Genomic DNA, 17,760 nt, shown 5'->3' with positions numbered 1-17,760 from the left:
CGAGTTTGTTTGAATGTGTCTTCGAACGCGACCTTTTAACCTGTTCATTCCGATCACCCCGTTGGCGATACGAGCCGAGGGGTGATTTTTGTTATGTCAACGGTTGATGTTTTGAACGACGAAACGTATATGCGCCTGGCGCTCGATATGGCTTCCAAGGCAAAGGGGCAGACCGATATCAACCCCGTGGTCGGCTGCGTCGTCGTCCGGGATGGCCGCATCGTCGGGCTAGGCGCGCATCTGCGCCGCGGCGAAGGCCATGCGGAGGTTCACGCGCTGAGGATGGCCGGCGACGAGGCGGAAGGAGCGACGGCATACGTCACGCTCGAGCCTTGCAGCCATCACGGGCGAACGCCGCCGTGCTGCGAGCGGCTGATCGAAGCGAAGGTCGCGCGCGTCGTGGTGGCCTGCACGGATCCGAATCCGCAGGTCGCCGGCCGCGGCATCGAACGTCTTCGCGAGGCGGGCATCGAAGTCGCTGTCGGCTTGCTGGAGCACGAATCGTTGCTTATGAACGAAATGTTCAACAAGTTCATCGTCACGCGGCTGCCGTTCGTCACGATGAAGTCGGCGATGACGCTGGACGGCAAGCTGGCCGCGAAGACGGGCGACAGCCGTTACGTCAGCGGGCCGCAGGCCAGAGAGATGGTGCACACGCTTCGGCACCGGCATATGGGCATCATGATCGGCGCCGAGACGGCGTTGATCGACGACCCGGAACTGACGACGCGCTTGTCCGTTCCGGCCGTTCATCCCGTGCGCATCGTCGTGGATTCGAGGCTTCGCCTGCCGCTCGAAGCGCGCATGCTGCAGGATCTCTCGGTGCCCGTCATCGTACTGACGGTGGAGGGCGCCGATCCCGGCAAGCGTGCCGCCTTGCAAGCCGCCGGCGCGGAAGTCGTCGATTGCGGCGACGGAAGCCGCGTGGATCTGGCGATCGCCATGCGCAAGCTCGGCGAGCGGGAGATCGGATCGATCCTGCTCGAAGGAGGCGGCAAGCTGAACGGCGCCATGCTGGAGCTCGGCCTGATCGACAAGCTGCTGCTGTTCGTTGCCCCCAAAGTCATCGGCGGCCAAGCCGCTCCCGGCGTATTCCAGTTCGAGGGCTTCGAGAAGATGGCGCATGCCATTCCGTTCCGGGACGTTCAAGTGGAACGGATCGGCGGCGATATCTTCCTGAGCGCTTACCCCGAGTACGGGGCAGGCGACCGCACAAGCGGAGCATAAAGGGGATGGCGGCAAGCCATTCATTCGGGAGGAGAGGAGGACCTACTCATGTTTACCGGTCTTATCGAAGAAATCGGAACGTTGAAGCGGTCGTTTAAACAAGGCGAAGCAATGCTGCTCGTCATCGGGGCCGATCGCGTCTTGAAGGACGTCGCCATCGGCGACAGCATTTCCGTGAACGGCGTTTGCTTGACCGTGACCGAATACGACAGCCGCTCGTTTACGGTCGACGTGATGCCGCAGACGTACCGTCATTCCACCCTGAAGGACGTTCGCGCCGGCGAACCGCTCAATCTGGAGCGGGCGATGCAGGCGGGCGGGCGCTTCGGCGGTCATATCGTGCAGGGGCATGTCGACGGCACCGCCGACATCGTCTCGCGCGGCAGCGACGCCAACGCCGTCGTCTTCACGATCCGGCCGCATGACGAGAAGCTGATGCGTTACGTCATCCCGCAAGGCTCCGTCACGCTGGACGGCATCAGCCTCACCGTGGCGTTGGCCGACCGGAACAGCTTCACCGTCTCCATCATCCCGCACACGTTGAAGGAGACGGCGCTGCAGCACAAAGGCGCGGGCGCGGTCATCAACGTGGAGTGCGACGTGCTCGGCAAATACGTCGATCACCTGCTCCATTTCAAAGGCGGCGGGGACGAAGGCGGCCGAACGGGCAAACCGGACGGCAGCAGCAAGATCACTGCGGCGTTTCTGGCGGACAACGGATTTTTCTGATGTTCGGGCAACGAGCAGGGTTCGCCTTGCCGCATGTTCGGCTATTACCGGATCCAAGCGCGGCTCGCTGCCGAAAAGCGGGGTAGCCTTGGCTTCGGAGATATAAAAGGCAGTCAAGCACGCCTACAAAAGGAGCGAAAAAGCGATGAGCAACCAACTTGGTGCCAGGAACTTGCAGGATGAACGGCCGGTATTCAATACCATCGAAGAAGCCATATACGATCTGATTCTCGGAAAGCCCATCATCGTCGTCGACGATGAAGACCGCGAGAACGAAGGCGACCTGATCGCGCTCGCGAGCAAGGCGACGCCGGAAGTCATCAATTTCATGATCACGCAAGCGCGCGGCCTCGTGTGCGTGCCGATTACGCAGGAGCGCGCGGAGGAGCTCGATCTCCCGCCGATGGTGCAGCGCAACACCGATTACCACGGCACCGCGTTCACCGTGTCGGTCGACCATGCATCGACCTCGACGGGCATCTCGGCTTACGAACGTTCGCTCAGCGTCAAGGCGCTGATCGATCCGAATACGAAGGCGGACGATTTCCGCCGGCCGGGCCATATTTTCCCGCTCATCGCGAAGAAGGGCGGCGTCCTTCGCCGGGCCGGCCATACGGAAGCGGCGATCGATCTCGCCCGCATGTGCGGCTCCGAACCCGCGGGCGTTATTTGCGAAATCATCAAGGAAGACGGCTCCATGGCACGCCTGCCGGATCTGATCGAGTTCAAGGCCAAGCATGATTTGAAGCTGATTTCCATCGAGGCGCTTATTCATTACCGCAACGAGAAAGAAAATCTGGTGGAGCGGGTCGTCGAAGTGAAGCTTCCGACTGACTTCGGCGTCTTCCGGGCGGTGGCCTACACGAACGAAGTCGACAACAAGGAACATGTGGCGCTCGTGAAGGGCGAGATCGATCCGGCGAAACCGACGCTCGTGCGCGTGCATTCCGAATGCTTGACCGGCGACGTGTTCCACTCCCACCGCTGCGATTGCGGTCCTCAGCTCGAAGCGGCGCTTCGCCAGATCGACGAGGCCGGCGGCGGCGTGCTGCTGTACATGCGCCAGGAAGGCCGGGGTATCGGTCTAATCAACAAATTGAAGGCTTATCAGCTGCAGGAGCAGGGTTTGGACACCGTGGACGCGAATATTAAACTTGGCTTTGCCCCGGATCTTCGCGATTACGGTATCGGCGCTCAGATCCTCAAAGACCTCGGCATCCGCCAAATGCGGCTGTTGACGAACAATCCCCGCAAAATCCGCGGATTGGAAGGCTACGGCCTCGAAGTGGTGGAGCGGGTGCCGATTCAAATGGACGCGAACGCAGACAACGACCTGTACCTGCACACGAAGAAAGACAAATTGGGCCATATGCTCAAATTTGACGATATCCAAAACAACATTTAACATTTTACTATCCCAGCATAGAGCGGGTTAAATCAGAGAGGATGACTGAACATGCCGAACGTATTCGAAGGACATTTAATTTCCGAAGGGTTTAAATACGGTGTCGTGGTAGGACGTTTCAACGAATTCATTTCCAGCAAACTGCTCGGAGGCGCGCTTGACGCCTTCAAGCGCCATGGCGCGGAAGACAACGAAGTGGACATCGCCTGGGTACCGGGCGCGTTCGAAATTCCGCTGATCGCGCAGAAAATGGCCGAGAGCGGCAAATACGACGCCGTGATCACGCTTGGCGCCGTTATCCGGGGATCCACGCCGCATTTCGACTACGTATGCAACGAGGCGGCCAAAGGCGTGGCGTCCGTCGGATTGAAAACCGGCGTGCCGACCGTGTTCGGCGTGCTGACGGTGGATTCGATCGAGCAGGCGATCGAGCGCGCGGGCACGAAAGCCGGCAACAAAGGCTGGGAAGCGGCCGTTACCGCCATCGAGATGGCCAACCTGACGAAAGTGCTGCAAGGCTAAACGAACGTAGGCAATTTCAATCACCTGTGTAGGAGTGGGCGTGCACCATGGCGGTGACCTATAAACTGGAATCGTTCGAAGGACCGCTCGATCTGCTGCTCCATCTCATCGACAAGGCCGAAATCGACATCCATGAAATATCCGTCAGCGAGATTACGGATCAATACATGGACTACTTGAATGCGATGCAGGAGCTGGAGCTGGACGTCACGAGCGAATTTCTCGTCATGGCGGCAACGCTGCTGGCGATGAAGAGCAAGCAATTGCTCCCGAAACCGCCGGTTATCGAGGACGATTACGAGGAATGGCCGGATGACGGCCTTGACCCGCGGGACGAGCTGATCGCGAAGCTCGTGGAATACCGCAAGTACAAGCAAATCGCGGAACAGCTGCGGGAGCAGGAATTCGAGCGCAGCCTCGTGTTCTCGAAGGAGCCGGAGGATATGACGCCGTACATGAAGGTCGTGCCGGCCAATCCCGTCAAGGGACTCGGCGTCGGCGACCTCATCGCGGCTTTCCAGAAGGCGCTCCGGAGAGCGACGCGGCGCAACGTGATCGCGACCATTCACCGGGACGAGATCTCCGTGAAGGACCGGATCCGCGACATCGTGGACGTGCTGCGGGAATTCGAAACCGTCCGCTTCTCGAAGCTCATCCGGGACGATATGAGCCGGCATGAAATCGTTGTGACGTTCCTGGCGCTGCTTGAACTTATGAAGATGAAGCATATTCGCTGTTTCCAGCACAGCCTATTTGATGATATCGTGGTGCATTGGAGGGGAGAAACGGCTGATGGCGGATTATTCGAAGTTGAAGTCGATTATTGAGGGACTGCTTTTCATGGCGGGGGACGAAGGGCTGACGGCGAAGCAGCTGTCGGACATTCTCCAGCTGGACGCGGCGGCGGCGGCGGATCTGGCCAAAGATTTGATGAAGGATTTGAAAAGCAAGAAGCGCGGCATCCAGATGTCGCTGATCGCGGGAGCCTACCGGTTGACGACGAATCCGGACCACGCGGCGTATTTCGAACGGATGGCGTACTCGCCGACCCGTTCCAGCTTGTCGCAGGCGGCGCTGGAAACCTTGTCGATCGTGGCGTACCGGCAGCCGATCACGCGCGTCGAGATCGAGGAGATCCGCGGCGTCAAGTGCGACCGGGCGCTTCAATCGCTGGTCAGCAAGGACCTGATCGAAGAAGTCGGCCGCGCGGAACAGATCGGGCGCCCGATTCTATACGGCACGACCAAATCGTTTCTCGATTACTTCGGCTTGTCCGGGCTCGACGCGCTCCCGGAGCCTTCGGCGATGACGAACGAGGATTTGGAAGACCAGACGCAGCTGCTCTTCGAACGGCTGGAAGGACGCCAAATGACGATCGAGGATATGTCGCTTGCCGACCTCGATAACGAGCTTGGCGAAGAGCCGATCGGCGCCCTGGAGCCGGAAACGGTCTCCGAGAATTAACTTGCACGAGCAATTGCCGAATGAGATTTGTCCGCAAGGTCATACTATATCCGACCAAAGTAGGGAAATGGGGGAAAACGCCATGCTCGGCTACCCGTTCGGATGGATGATCGCGGCAGGTCTCTTTTTTTTGCTGCTGCTCGTCATTGCGTGTTCTCCGGTCGTTATTCGCGGCCATATCAAGCGGGTCGGCGACGATGACGATGCCGAGCTGCGCATCCGGGCGCTTCTCGGCATCGTGAACTATCGCTGGAAGCTGCCCGAGATGAAAATGAAGGGCATCGGCATGGAGCTGAAGCGGGAGCTGACGGCAGAGAACATCGGCGGAAGCGAGTCGAAGGTCAACACGTCGAACGTGAACGCGAAAAGCATCATGCAATCGATCGAGTGGTCCCATGCGCTGCTGCGGCATGCGGACGATCTGCTTGGCTGGGTCCGCCGCACGCTCGGCCATATCCGCATCACGGAATGGAAATGGACGAGCGCGATCGGCACGGACGATGCGATGTGGACGGCCATGCTGACGGGAATGGCTTGGTCGGTGAAAACGACGGCGGTCGGCGTGCTGTCCCAGCTGATCCGGTTGGAGACGGATCCTGCCATGGCGGTACAGCCGGTTTATCAGGCGCCGCATTTCTCGACGGAAGGCAAATTCACCGCCAAGATCAATTTCGCGTATGCCATCTATGCCGGCTTCCGCATTTCGGTCAAGCTCAAGCGCGCGGCGAAAGGAATGGAGCGCGGCGTTGTCGGCTGGCAGCGCATATTGCTGCGCGGATGATTACATAATGCGCTTTGGGCGGGGGAACGCTAGAAACGGCAAGAGCAGTTTCTGATTTTGATCCGAGGAGGACTTTATTTGATGACAGACCATCCGATTCAAGGGTTAATGCAAACGGCAATGGAGAATATTAAGGAAATGGTGGATGTTAATACCATAGTTGGAGATCCTGTCCAAACCCCGGACGGCAGCGTCATTATGCCGATCTCCAAAGTCGGCTTCGGCTTCGTGGCCGGCGGCAGCGATATCCGCATGGGCGAGCATGGCAAGACCGGTGCCGACATGCATAACGCCGATGTCCAGATGCCCTTCGGCGGCGGCAGCGGCGGCGGCGTCTCCATTACGCCGATCGCGTTTCTCGTCGTCGGCACGCACGGCGTTCGTATCGTGCCGCTGGATAACCAAACGCATCTGATGGAGCGCGTGATCGATTCCGCGCCGCAGGTGTTCGACAAAATTCAAAACATGTTCAAAAAAGACCACGCTGATATGGGCGCCGAAGTCGATTCCGTGCTCATCGACAGCATGGACGTACGTTAGCGCCGACGGTGGGCTTCGGCTTCACCGACTGACCGTCCACTCCGGGGCGGTTCTTTTTTTTAGGACGGGTTGGGATATATCCCGAACCGCTTCATATACTTGTACAAGACGAGTACCGACATCAAGGAGGACAGGACATCTATGAGGCTCGCTTGCATCACGAACAGACTGATCGTTATTGCCGCTGCCGCGCTGATTCTGCTTCCGGGGTTGCCCGGAACGGCGGACGCGGCGCCGGGAACCATAAGGACGGGAGCCAGGGGCGCCGCGCTGATCGACGTGGAGTCCGGCCGGATTTTGTACAGCCACAACGGGGACAAGCCGATGCTGATCGCAAGCTTGACGAAGATCATGACGGCCATCGTCGCCATCGAGCACGGAAAACTTTCCGATATGGTCGAGACGAGCGTCCGTGCGGCCGGGAAAGAAGGATCGTCGATTTATTTGCGGCGCGGGGAGAAGATGAGCCTGCATAACATGCTCTACGGGCTCATGCTGAGATCCGGCAATGACGCGGCAACCGCGATCGCCGAGCATGTCGGCGGCTCCGAGGAAGGGTTCGTCCATCTCATGAACGACAAGGCCGAGATGCTGGGACTCGCGAATTCGCAGTTCATGAATCCGAGCGGATTGGACGCCGAAGGGCATTACGCGTCCGCGAACGATTTGGCCAAGCTGACCGCTTACGCGCTCAAGAACCCGGTGTTCAAGGAAATCGTCAAGACAAAGAGCAAGTCGGCTCCGAACCCCAACGACAATTGGAATTACCTATGGAAAAATAAAAACAAATTGCTGGCGATGTACGAAGGCGCGGACGGCGTGAAAACCGGTTACACCAAGAAATCGCTGCGCTGCCTGGTCAGCTCGGCCACTCGCGGGGGCCAGCAGCTTGTTGCCGTTACCCTGAACGACAGCGATGACTGGAACGACCATCAGCGGCTGCTGAGCTACGGCTTCGACCATTATCCGCTCAGCGAGGTGACGCATAAAGGGCAGCCTGTCAGCGGTTATCCGCTGGCGGTCGGACGCACGCTTCGCTATCCGTTCGCCGAAGGCGAAAAGGCGCAGCTCCGCAACAAACTGACGTTGGTGGACGCGCGTTCCTCCGCGTACCTGCTCGGCGAACGCGGAACGATGGAATGGTTCGTCGGCGACGAACGAATCGGCGCGACGCCGGTTTACGACCCGAATGGCACGCGGATCGGGCTGCCGGACAAACCGGCGTGGACGACGGGCGAGCGCGGGCGGCTGCCGCGGGAATGAGCCTTCGGGGTTCGTTCCGGTAAGCAGCGGGGACCCGCAGCACGCATCTTTTAGGAAGGAGGCAGCGGAATGGTGAATTTCATTTGGCTCTTCTTCATCGCGGTCAGCTTCGTTGCCGCTATATTGAACGGCCGCATGGACGCGCTCACGGAAGCCGCGTTCGAAGGCGCCAAAAGCGGCGTGACCGTCAGCTTCGGTTTGATCAGCGTCATGGTGTTCTGGCTGGGCTTGATGCGCATCGGCGAGGATGCGGGACTGCTCCGCAAAATCGCCATTCTTCTGCAGCCCGCCGTAAGGTTCCTTTTTCCCGACGTACCCAAGGGACATCCCGCGCTCGGCTACATCATGAGCAACATGAGCGCGAATATATTGGGACTCGGAAACGCGGCGACGCCGATGGGCATCAAGGCGATGCAGGAACTGCAGAAGCTGAACCCGCATAAAGAAACGGCGTCCGCGGCGATGTGCACGCTGCTTGCGCTGAATACGTCGAGCATTACGCTCGTGCCGACGACGTTGATCGCGATCCGAATGACGTACGGCTCGGTGAATCCGGCCGAGATCGTCGGCACGACGCTGGCTGCGACGCTGGTCGCGACCGCGGCCGCCATCGCGGCGGACCGCTGGTACCGGCACCGGTATAACCGCAAGCCGCCGAGAGATATAGGCCGGGACGGGCCGATAGGGGCAGAGCATGACCGCGAGCTGCCCGGCGCGCCGCCGGGAGCGGCGTCCGGCGGCTTCGACCAGGGAAAGGGTGAGGCCATTGTATGAGTGGGTAACGATGATATCCGCTTGGCTCATTCCGCTCATGATCGTGTTTATCCCGCTCTATGCCGCCTTCAAGCGCGTCCCCGTCTACGAGACGTTCATCGACGGCGCGAAGGACGGGTTCGGAACGGCGATCAACATCATTCCGCATCTCGTCGGCATGATGGTGGCCATCAGCATGTTCCGGGCCTCCGGGGCGATGGACATGCTTGCGAGCCTGATCCGCCCCTTGTTCGACGGACTCGGCATCCCGAGCGAGGTGCTGCCGTTAGGGCTGCTTCGGCCGCTCACGGGCGCCGGTTCGCTCGCGTTCACGACGGAGCTAATTAAGACGTACGGACCGGATTCGTTGATCGGCCGCATTTCTTCCACCATTCAAGGCAGCACCGATACGACGCTGTACGTGCTTACGGTATACTTCGGCGCGGTCGGCATCCGCAAGAGCAAGTATGCGCTGAAGGTCGGCCTCTTTTCCGACTTGGTCGGGTTTTTCGCGGCAATCATCATTTGTTTATTCGTTTTCGGCGAGTAGCTTACATATTCCCGAAGCCCTATCGGGCGCGATGCCTTGCCGGCGGATGCGCGCAGTAGGGCTTTTTGCGTATTCGACGAAACGGCAAGCCCGATGCCGGACTTTCTTTCGCATGTCGATTTAGGGTATGATGGGGGGTGAGGTGAAAACATTGGAACGTTTACAAAAGATTTTAGCGCAGGCCGGCGTTGCATCGCGCCGCAAATGCGAGGAGCTTATTCTGTCCGGGAAGGTCCAGGTCAACGAAGAGACCGTGACGACCTTGGGCGTCAAAGCCGATCCCGCCGTGGACGTCATTACCGTGAACGGGCGCAGAATCCGAAGCGAAAGCAAGCTTTACTTGATGTTGCATAAACCGAAGGGCGTCATTACGAGCGCGAGCGACCCGCAAGGGCGCAAGATCGTCTCCGACTACTTGCCCGGCATCAAAGAACGGGTATACCCCGTCGGCCGGTTGGATTATGATACCGAAGGACTGCTGCTCCTGACGAACGACGGGGAGTTCGCCAATCTGCTCACGCATCCCAGCCATCACGTGCCGAAGACCTATTGGGCAACCGTGAAAGGCGTCCCGCACGGCTCGGCGCTGGAGCGGCTGCAGCAGGGCATTTTGCTCGAGGACGGCATGACGGCTCCCGCCGAAGTGGAGTATCACGACGTCGACACGGAGAAGAATCAGGCCACGATCACGATCACGATTTACGAGGGCCGCAACCGGCAAGTTCGACGAATGTTCGACGCCATCAATCATCCCGTTATTCTGCTCCGAAGAATTCGCTTCGGCGAGCTGGGCCTTCACGGGCTGGCCCGCGGCAAGTTCCGCCATTTGACGCCGAAAGAGATTCAAGAGCTTCGCGCCGCGGCCGTCAAGACACATAAAATTCAAAAATAACGAGCGGCGGCAATCTCTATTGCCGTCCGATTTTCGTTATAATGGAAATACGCAAAACAGCAGCAATGCAGCTCACGAACAGGCGGTGAACCAGCATGAAATCAAACCGCAGACTCATTCAAGTGCTGATCTTCCTCGGCGTTCTCATACTGGGCGGATATGCCATCGGCCACTCGCTGTTTGCGAGCGGCGGCGGACTGCCGGGCAAAGGCAAGACGCCGCCTTCTTTCGCGCTTCTCGACATGGACGGCAAGACGCACCGGCTCGAGGACTATAAGGGAAAAGCGCTCGTCATCAATTTTTGGGGCACGTTCTGCCCGGGCTGCGTGACGGAGACGCCGGATTTGGAAGAACAGTACAAGAAGCACGGGGACAAGCCGTTTGAGATCGTCGGAATTAACCTGAGCGAGGATAATTTGGCGATTAGCAATTTTATTAAGCAGTACGGCGTCAGTTACACGATGCTGCAGGACAACAATCGGCAAGTCGAACGCGCATATGGGCTTAAGTCGTATCCCACCACCTTCTTCGTGAAGCCAGACGGGACGATAATGGACGTCTTTATCGGAGCGATGGGGAAACAAGACATGGACGAGCGCATCACGAAACTACTGGCGTCCTAGTCGGAGGAGGTTATTTGCATTGTCAGCTTTTGAAAATACGAAATGCAGATGCGGCCACCAGAATCCTACCGGTACCGTATTATGCGAAAGCTGCGGTTACCCGCTCGATCCGGAGGAAGAGAGCAGCGGCGCTCCGCTCGAGATGCGGTACGATGGCATCGCCCGGCGCTCGCAGAAGAGCAATCCGTCCCCGATCGACCGGGTTTGGAACTTCTTCTCCTCGGTGAAGGTCGCGGTACGCTTGATCGTGATCACGCTGATCGCGGCGATGATCGGCACGATCTTCACGCAGGAAAACGCTTTTATCTCGTTCGATCCGTCCACTTATTATGAAGGCAAGTACGGGTGGATCGGCAAATGGTATTATAAGCTGGGATTTTCCAACACGTATGAATCCTGGTGGTTCATCGGTCTGCTCGTCATGATCGGCACATCCCTCGTCATCTGCAGCCTGGACCGGGTTCTCCCGCTGTACCGGGCGCTGAACAAGCAGCAGATCCGCAAGCACGAGCAATTCCTGACCCGCCAGAGAACGGTGTATACCGGCTCGGCCGAAGGACCGGAGGACGCATGGACGGAACGGTTGGCTGCTCAATTGAAGCGAAAGCGCTACAAGGTTCACATGGAGAACGGCGCGCTGCTGGCGGAGAAAAACCGGTTCAGCCGCTGGGGACCTTACGTCAATCACATCGGACTCATCATCTTCCTGCTCGCCGTCCTGCTCCGTACGCTGCCCGGGTGGTCGATCGACAACTACGTGACCGTTCCGGAAGGGCAGACGGTGAAGGTTCCGGAGACGAAGTATTACATCAAGAACGAGAAGTTCACGATCGATTACTACACCGACGCCGAGCTTCCGACGGAATTGAAGGGCACCGCCCGCGCGAAGCTGTACGAGACGCAAGCCATTCTGTACTCCTGCTCCGCCGATTGCGACGACCCCTCGAAGACGCCGAAGCTGACGGAAGCCACGCGTCATAATATCATCGTGAACGACCCGTTGTCGTACGACGGTATCAAAGCCTATCAATTCGGATTCGACGACACGCCGAAATTGAAAGCGGTCAATCCGGTTCTGATCGACAAGGAAACGGGTAAAACGTATGGACCGTTCAAGCTGGACATGCGCAATCCGCAGCTCGATTACGCGCTCGGCCCGTATACGTTGGAGCTCCGTCAATCGTACATGGATTTCGCGCTCAATTCGGACGGCCAGCCGACGACCAAGTCGCGCGAACCGAACGCGCCCGCGTTCGTCTTCGTTTTGAAGGGACCCGGCTTGGACGAGAAGGGCGAACCCTACATGTACTTTCCGAAGCAAACGGACAAGGAGCGCTTCAGCCAGGACGTTATTAACGGAAAACTGGCCGAACGTTTCGATTTGAAGGTGCCTTCGATGGGCGGCGTCGAATTCGCGCCGGTGGAGACTTCGCTCAACATCCGTTACGACCGCGCCATGCCTTACATATGGGTAGGAGCAGGCATCTCCATGTTCGGCCTTCTGCTCGGTTCCTACTGGCAGCACCGCCGGATTTGGCTGCGACTCGATAACGGCCGCGTGACGCTCGGCGCCCATACGAACAAGAACAATTACGGCATGCGTGCCGAGGTCGCGTCCGCCCTGCGCGGAATAGGCATCGTCGTAGAGCCGAAGTCGCTCGATAACGGGAGGAACAAATCGTGAGTTTGCTTGATTTCAGCAGCGACGCGTTTATCGTCGCATTCTTTCTTTACTGCTTCGGGTTTTTATTTTACGGGGTGGCCGCGCTCGGCAAGAAATGGAGCAAACGCAGTCCCGAGGAGCATACCAAACGCTGGGGCCGCATCGCTTATTTCGTGGCTTTGCTCGGGTTTATCGCGCACCTGACGTTCTTCTTCACCCGGTGGGCGGGCGGCGGCCACATTCCGACGAGCAACATGTACGAGTTCATGTCGTTCCTTGCGATGGCGATCATGGCGGCGTTCATCATCGTCGACGCGATCTACCGCAAGCCGCTGCTCGGACTGTTCACGCTTCCGCTCGTGGTCATCATCGTCGCGTACGCGGCGGTGTTTCCGCAGGAAGTGCAGCCGCTCATTCCGGCGCTGCAGTCCTACTGGCTGAAGATTCACGTTACGACCGCCGCATCGGGAGAGGCGTTCTTCGCGGTCGGTTTCGCCGCCGGGCTCATGTACTTGCTGCGGACGGTCGATTTCACGAAGAAGGACGATAAGTCCAGACGCGAGCAGCGTTGGGTGGAATTCACGCTCTATGTTATCATTGTCATCATCGCGTTCATCAGCTCCGTGTTCGCTTTCCGCGGCGCGGGCTATGAAGCGAACTTCAAGCAGGAGACGGTGACGATCGACGATAGCGGCGTCGAAAATTCGACGGTCAATACGGTGGAATACACGTTGCCGCCGATCTTCAAACCTTATAACAGCCAAGTCGTGTCGATCGATTCGTTCCTCGGCATCGACAAGCCGCTGTTCGAGACGCCGCACTGGATGCATGGCGTCGATGCGGCGCGCAAGCTCAACACGATCACGTGGTCGATCATCAACGGTTCGATTCTTTACGGTCTGCTGCGTTTGATCCTGCGCAGACGGATCGGCGCGGCCATCCATCCGCTGATGGACGGCATCGACGAAGACGATATCGACGAGATCAGCTATCGGGCCATCGCGATCGGCTATCCGATCTTCATGCTCGGCGCTTTGATTTTCGCCATGATCTGGGCGTACATCGCCTGGTCGCGTTTCTGGGGCTGGGATCCGAAGGAAGTCTGGGCGCTCATCACCTGGCTGTATTACACGGCTTACCTGCATCTTCGCTTGTCCCGCGGCTGGCACGGTTCCAAGTCCGCATGGCTCGCAGTCATCGGTTTCGTGGTGGTTATGTTCACGCTGATCGGGGTCAATCTCGTACTCGTCGGCTTGCACTCGTACGCGGGTGTCTAAATTGCACGCTTAAACAGGCGCGCGTCTCTCGGGGCGCGCGCCTGCGGCACGGTTAGGGAAGTGGAAGTCCAATCCGATTGAGAGGAGACATGACGCATGTCCGAAGAACGTCATCGCATTCTCGTCGTCGACGACGAAGAACGAATCCGCAGGCTGCTCAAAATGTACCTGGAGAAGGAAGGCTATGTGATCGAGGAAGCGGAGGATGGCGAATCCGCGCTGCGCATGGCGACGATCGGCGAGTTCGATCTCATCCTGCTCGACGTGATGCTGCCCGGCATGGACGGTATCGAGGTGTGTACGCGCCTGCGTCAAGTGAAGGCGACGCCGGTGATCATGCTCACCGCCAAAGGCGAGGAAATGAACCGCGTGCAGGGCTTCGAGGTCGGCGCGGACGATTATGTCGTGAAGCCGTTCAGCCCGCGCGAAGTCATCTATCGCGTCAAGGCGATTCTCCGCCGTTCGTCCGCCACGGCATTCTTGACGAAGGAAGCGCTGACGAGCAACAATATCGTATTCCCGCATCTCATTATCGAGCATGACGCGCACCGCGTCATGGCCGGCGGACAGGAAGTCAGCCTCACGCCGAAGGAGTACGAACTGCTGCATTACCTCGCGATCTCGCCGGACAAAGTATTTTCCCGCGAAGAGCTGCTCAAGGACGTATGGAACTATGAATTTTTCGGCGACCTGCGCACCGTCGATACGCATGTCAAACGGCTGCGCGAGAAACTGAACAAGGTTTCGCCGGAAGCGGCGATGATGATCACGACGGTGTGGGGCGTTGGCTACAAGCTCGAGGTATCCAAATAAGTGGTGATCTGGCGCAGCGTAGTCGGCAAACTTTGGCTAACCATCATTGCACTCGTGGCGGCGGTGCTGTTGATCCTCGGCATGTTCCTGCTGCAGTATATCGATATCGCGTTCAATAATTCGCATGCCGTCAAGGTGCTCTTCGTCTATACGGCGGTTATCGGGTTCTTGCTTTCCACGTTTTTCGCGTTTTTCCTGTCCACGAAGATTACGCAGCCGCTGCTCCAGATGAAGAAGGCGGCCGATCTTATTTCGCAGGGCGAATACCGGACAAGGGTGCCGATCCGTTCCACGGACGAGATCGGCGATCTGGCGAATACGTTCAACAATATGGCATCCGAGCTCGACACGCTGATCCGCGACTTGAACCATGAGAAGGAGCACTTGGCGAGCGTTCACCGCAGCATGGCGGACGCCGTTGTCACCTTCGACGCGGCGGGTCAAGTCATTCTGGCGAATCCGCACGGACAGCGGCTGATCGACAGTTGGAACGAGCTGGAGTGGACGGAAGAGTCGAGGATCCGTTCGCAGGTGCCGGAGCCGTTATTCGATCTCTACCGCAAAGTGCTGCGGGAAGGGCGCGATTTGACGGACAAGGTGCATGTGCAGAGCGGCGTCTGGTCCGTCGTCATGGCGCCGCTCAAGTCAAACGATACGGTTCGCGGAGCGGTGGCCGTCATGCGCAACGTAACGGAAGAAACGAAGCTCGAGAAGCTGCGCCGCGACTTCGTCGCGAATGTCTCGCACGAGCTCCGCACGCCGTTATCGATGCTGCAGGGCTACAGCGAAGCGCTGCTCGACGACATCGCGGCTTCGCCGGAAGAGCGGAAAGAGCTCGCCCATGTCATCTACGAAGAATCGCTTCGAATGGGTCGCTTGGTGAAGGATCTTCTGGATCTGGCAAGAATGGAAGCGGGCCATATGGAGATGAAACTCGAGACGACGGATTTGACCGTGCTGCTGAAGCGCGTGCACCGAAAATTCCAAGGGCTGGCGAAGGAACAGAACATTCAGCTGGACATCGAGTTGCCCTCGGAGCCGCTCGTGATCGCGGAAGCGGACGAGGACCGGTTGGAACAGGTGCTGACCAATCTGCTCAGCAATGCGATCCGGCATACGCCGCAGGAAGCGCATATTGCCGTGAGCGCGCGGCAAGCCGTCGTCGATCGCAAGCTTTTCGTTGAAATCAAGGTAAGAGACGAGGGCGAAGGGATACCGAACGAGGACCTGCCCTTCATTTTCGAACGTTTCTACAAGGCCGATAAGGCGCGCACGCGCGGCGCGTCCAGCGGCGGTACGGGCCTAGGCCTGGCTATTGTGAAAAACATCATCGAATCGCATCAAGGGCGGATTCGCGCGGAAAGCACGGTCGGCGTCGGCACGACATTCACGTTGCTGCTTCCCGTCGATCCATCGCGATGAATGCCATCGGATCGGTGAAGGGCGTTCCGCAGAGCGGAGCGCCTTTTTGCATGCCAAACGTGGTCATGGCTACCAGGTCTAAGACGAGAATTAAAGTCGCATCTTGTTGAAGGAAGTAGACTAATCTTGTTGGTCGTGAAACATTTTCTTTGCGTAAACGCCGAAAAGAGATAAAAAAAGCGCTGCCCCCTGGAGGACAGCGCTTTTTGATCGTATTGGCCGGACTGCAAGCCTTGATTCTAGTACAGGTTGATCTCTTTGGCTTTGTTCAGATCCGGAAGCTCGACCAGCTTTGCAACGACGTCTTTGGAGGCGCCTTTGTCGACGGTGAGCACCATGATGGCCGCGCCGCCTTGCAATTCCCGCCCTACCTGCATTGCCGCGATATTCACGCCGTTATTGCCGAGCAGCGTACCGACGCTTCCGATAATGCCCGGTTTGTCGTTGTGCGAGATCAGGATCAGGTTGCCTTCCGGCGCGACGTCCACCGTGAAGCGGTCGATCTGAACGATCCGCGGTCCGTATCCGGTCAGCATCGTGCCCGTCACGAGACGCGTCGCAACTTTGGAGCGCAGCTGAACCGTAATCGAATTGGTGAAGTCGCGTGCCGTATGCGACTTGTTCACGACGATGTTGACATGGCGTTCTTTCGCCAGGTGCATCGAGTTGACGACATTGACTTGATCCGCGCCCAAGTGATGGGAAAGCACGCCGCGGACGATATAACGGGTCAGCGGCTGCGTATCGACTTCAGCCAGCTCGCCGGCATAGCTGACCGTGATTTCTTCCACGGCGCCTTCCGTAAGCTGCGAGACGAAGCTGCCCAGCTTCTCGCCGAGGTTGAAGTACGGCTGCAGTTTATTCAGCACATCGGCTGGAATAGGAGGCATGTTCACGGCGTTCAAGAACGGCTTGTCGCGCAAAATGTTCAGTACTTGCTCGGAAACGTCGATCGCGACGTTCTCCTGCGCTTCCACGGTAGAGGCACCGAGATGCGGCGTCACGATGATCTTCGGATGCTTCAGGAACGGGTGATCCGCTTCGGGAGGCTCGACCTCGAAGACGTCGAACGCGGCTCCGGCGACGATGCCTTGATCTGCTGCTTCCACGAGAGCCAGTTCGTCGATGATACCGCCGCGCGCGCAATTGACGATCCGCATGCCCTTCTTCATGATTTCGAATTGCGGACGGGAAATCATGTGGCGCGTTTCAGGCGTAAGCGGCGTATGAACCGTCATGAAGTCCGCATTGCGCACGATATCGTCCACGCTCGACAACCGAATGCCGAGTTTCTCCGCGCGCTCTTCCGTCAAGAACGGGTCGTAGCCCCAGATGACCATGCCGAACGCTTTGGCGCGTTTGGCAACTTCGCTTCCGATCCGTCCCATGCCGAGCACGCCCAAGATTTTGCCGCGGAGCTCGACGCCGAGGAACGACTTGCGGTCCCATTCGCCGCCGACCGTTTTCAGGTAGGCTTGCGGGATATGGCGGGCAACCGCCATCATCATGGCGAAGGTATGCTCGCAAGTCGTAATGGTATTGCCGTCCGGCGCATTAATAACGATAATGCCGCGTCCCGTAGCTGCTTCCAAATCAATGTTGTCGACGCCGACGCCCGCGCGTCCGACGACTTTAAGCGATTTCCCGGCGTCCATGATGCGGGCGGTCACGCGGGTTTGGCTGCGCACGAGCAGGGCATCGTATTCGCCGATGATGGCCACGAGCTCGTCTTCGCTAAGTCCCGGCTTCTTGTCGACCGTGACATCCTCCGCATCCGCGAGCTTCTGAATGCCTAAATCGCTGATTGGATCTGAGACCAATACTTTAAACATGTTG

The 17,760-nt window shown here is 58.4% G+C and carries 18 protein-coding genes; 17 read left to right on the top strand and 1 reads right to left on the bottom strand.

The window, feature by feature from the left end; all coding sequences use genetic code 11:
• Positions 1 to 93: 93 nt before the first annotated feature.
• The 17 genes from ribD (at position 94) to AC50YL_RS01755 (ending at position 15,924) form a co-directional block, all read left to right on the top strand.
• Positions 94 to 1,227: a bifunctional diaminohydroxyphosphoribosylaminopyrimidine deaminase/5-amino-6-(5-phosphoribosylamino)uracil reductase RibD gene (gene ribD / locus AC50YL_RS01835; protein WP_494828846.1), complete on the top strand. Its 1,134-nt coding sequence runs from the start codon at positions 94 to 96 to the stop codon at positions 1,225 to 1,227.
• Between the two features lie 48 nt (positions 1,228 to 1,275).
• Entirely contained in the window at positions 1,276 to 1,956 is a 681-nt protein-coding gene (gene ribE / locus AC50YL_RS01830) for a riboflavin synthase (RefSeq protein ID WP_494828845.1), read from the top strand.
• 145 nt (positions 1,957 to 2,101) lie between these two features.
• A complete protein-coding gene (locus tag AC50YL_RS01825; protein ID WP_494828843.1) occupies positions 2,102 to 3,361 on the top strand; it encodes a bifunctional 3,4-dihydroxy-2-butanone-4-phosphate synthase/GTP cyclohydrolase II in 1,260 nt (419 codons plus the stop codon).
• Positions 3,362 to 3,412: 51 nt separating this feature from the next.
• Entirely contained in the window at positions 3,413 to 3,883 is a 471-nt protein-coding gene (ribH, locus tag AC50YL_RS01820; RefSeq protein ID WP_161740648.1) for a 6,7-dimethyl-8-ribityllumazine synthase, read from the top strand.
• Positions 3,884 to 3,930: 47 nt separating this feature from the next.
• Positions 3,931 to 4,710 carry a segregation and condensation protein A gene (locus AC50YL_RS01815; RefSeq protein WP_494828841.1) on the top strand — a complete coding sequence of 260 codons (780 nt, stop codon included), beginning with the start codon at positions 3,931 to 3,933 and terminating at the stop codon, positions 4,708 to 4,710.
• Entirely contained in the window at positions 4,676 to 5,347 is a 672-nt protein-coding gene (scpB, locus tag AC50YL_RS01810; RefSeq protein ID WP_494828839.1) for an SMC-Scp complex subunit ScpB, read from the top strand. Before AC50YL_RS01815 ends, scpB begins: the two co-directional genes overlap by 35 nt.
• Before the next feature lie 82 nt (positions 5,348 to 5,429).
• Complete coding sequence (locus tag AC50YL_RS01805; RefSeq protein ID WP_494828837.1) at positions 5,430 to 6,128, top strand: DUF2953 domain-containing protein; 699 nt, start codon at positions 5,430 to 5,432, stop codon at positions 6,126 to 6,128.
• 81 nt (positions 6,129 to 6,209) lie between these two features.
• Entirely contained in the window at positions 6,210 to 6,668 is a 459-nt protein-coding gene (gene ytfJ / locus AC50YL_RS01800) for a GerW family sporulation protein (protein WP_494828835.1), read from the top strand.
• 141 nt (positions 6,669 to 6,809) lie between these two features.
• Positions 6,810 to 7,931 (top strand): D-alanyl-D-alanine carboxypeptidase family protein, encoded by a 1,122-nt coding sequence (locus AC50YL_RS01795; RefSeq protein WP_494828832.1) that lies wholly within the window; start codon positions 6,810 to 6,812, stop codon positions 7,929 to 7,931.
• Between the two features lie 69 nt (positions 7,932 to 8,000).
• Positions 8,001 to 8,705: a nucleoside recognition domain-containing protein gene (locus AC50YL_RS01790; RefSeq protein WP_494828830.1), complete on the top strand. Its 705-nt coding sequence runs from the start codon at positions 8,001 to 8,003 to the stop codon at positions 8,703 to 8,705.
• A gap of 10 nt (positions 8,706 to 8,715) precedes the next feature.
• Positions 8,716 to 9,234: a spore maturation protein gene (locus tag AC50YL_RS01785; RefSeq protein ID WP_494829772.1), complete on the top strand. Its 519-nt coding sequence runs from the start codon at positions 8,716 to 8,718 to the stop codon at positions 9,232 to 9,234.
• A 151-nt stretch (positions 9,235 to 9,385) separates the two neighbouring features.
• The gene (locus tag AC50YL_RS01780) at positions 9,386 to 10,126 is read left to right on the top strand and encodes a pseudouridine synthase (protein WP_161740633.1); all 741 of its coding nucleotides are present in this window, start codon (positions 9,386 to 9,388) and stop codon (positions 10,124 to 10,126) included.
• A gap of 95 nt (positions 10,127 to 10,221) precedes the next feature.
• The gene (locus AC50YL_RS01775; protein ID WP_494828828.1) at positions 10,222 to 10,749 is read left to right on the top strand and encodes a redoxin domain-containing protein; all 528 of its coding nucleotides are present in this window, start codon (positions 10,222 to 10,224) and stop codon (positions 10,747 to 10,749) included.
• 19 nt (positions 10,750 to 10,768) lie between these two features.
• Complete coding sequence (gene resB, locus AC50YL_RS01770) at positions 10,769 to 12,433, top strand: cytochrome c biogenesis protein ResB (RefSeq protein ID WP_494828826.1); 1,665 nt, start codon at positions 10,769 to 10,771, stop codon at positions 12,431 to 12,433.
• Positions 12,430 to 13,689, top strand: coding sequence for a cytochrome c biogenesis protein CcsA (ccsA, locus tag AC50YL_RS01765; RefSeq protein WP_494828824.1), 1,260 nt, complete (start codon positions 12,430 to 12,432; stop codon positions 13,687 to 13,689). The genes resB and ccsA overlap by 4 nt, the downstream gene beginning before the upstream one ends.
• 96 nt (positions 13,690 to 13,785) lie before the next feature.
• Positions 13,786 to 14,502, top strand: a complete 717-nt coding sequence (locus AC50YL_RS01760; protein ID WP_494828822.1) for a response regulator transcription factor — start codon at positions 13,786 to 13,788, stop codon at positions 14,500 to 14,502.
• A complete protein-coding gene (locus tag AC50YL_RS01755) occupies positions 14,503 to 15,924 on the top strand; it encodes a HAMP domain-containing sensor histidine kinase (protein WP_494828820.1) in 1,422 nt (473 codons plus the stop codon).
• Positions 15,925 to 16,163: 239 nt separating this feature from the next.
• Here AC50YL_RS01755 and serA read toward each other — a convergent pair whose 3' ends face one another.
• Entirely contained in the window at positions 16,164 to 17,756 is a 1,593-nt protein-coding gene (serA, locus tag AC50YL_RS01750) for a phosphoglycerate dehydrogenase (protein ID WP_494828818.1), read from the bottom strand.
• Positions 17,757 to 17,760: the final 4 nt, after the last annotated feature.

The organism is Paenibacillus sp. J22P277, assembly GCF_059383675.1.
Note: the sequence above shows the minus strand (reverse complement) of the source record. Positions and strands in the feature narration are given on the sequence as shown.

Excerpts from the sequence above, each read along its gene's own strand:
- AC50YL_RS01775 (WP_494828828.1), top strand. The coding sequence starts at position 10,222 with ATGAAATCAAACCGCAGACTCATTCAAGTGCTGATCTTCCTCGGCGTT.
- AC50YL_RS01795 (WP_494828832.1), top strand. The coding sequence starts at position 6,810 with ATGAGGCTCGCTTGCATCACGAACAGACTGATCGTTATTGCCGCTGCC.
- AC50YL_RS01790 (WP_494828830.1), top strand. The coding sequence starts at position 8,001 with ATGGTGAATTTCATTTGGCTCTTCTTCATCGCGGTCAGCTTCGTTGCC.
- ribE (WP_494828845.1), top strand. The coding sequence starts at position 1,276 with ATGTTTACCGGTCTTATCGAAGAAATCGGAACGTTGAAGCGGTCGTTT.
- AC50YL_RS01825 (WP_494828843.1), top strand. The coding sequence starts at position 2,102 with ATGAGCAACCAACTTGGTGCCAGGAACTTGCAGGATGAACGGCCGGTA.
- AC50YL_RS01785 (WP_494829772.1), top strand. The coding sequence starts at position 8,716 with ATGATATCCGCTTGGCTCATTCCGCTCATGATCGTGTTTATCCCGCTC.
- serA (WP_494828818.1), bottom strand. The coding sequence starts at position 17,756 with ATGTTTAAAGTATTGGTCTCAGATCCAATCAGCGATTTAGGCATTCAG.
- AC50YL_RS01805 (WP_494828837.1), top strand. The coding sequence starts at position 5,430 with ATGCTCGGCTACCCGTTCGGATGGATGATCGCGGCAGGTCTCTTTTTT.
- scpB (WP_494828839.1), top strand. The coding sequence starts at position 4,676 with ATGGCGGATTATTCGAAGTTGAAGTCGATTATTGAGGGACTGCTTTTC.
- ytfJ (WP_494828835.1), top strand. The coding sequence starts at position 6,210 with ATGACAGACCATCCGATTCAAGGGTTAATGCAAACGGCAATGGAGAAT.
- AC50YL_RS01815 (WP_494828841.1), top strand. The coding sequence starts at position 3,931 with ATGGCGGTGACCTATAAACTGGAATCGTTCGAAGGACCGCTCGATCTG.
- ribH (WP_161740648.1), top strand. The coding sequence starts at position 3,413 with ATGCCGAACGTATTCGAAGGACATTTAATTTCCGAAGGGTTTAAATAC.
- ribD (WP_494828846.1), top strand. The coding sequence starts at position 94 with ATGTCAACGGTTGATGTTTTGAACGACGAAACGTATATGCGCCTGGCG.
- AC50YL_RS01760 (WP_494828822.1), top strand. The coding sequence starts at position 13,786 with ATGTCCGAAGAACGTCATCGCATTCTCGTCGTCGACGACGAAGAACGA.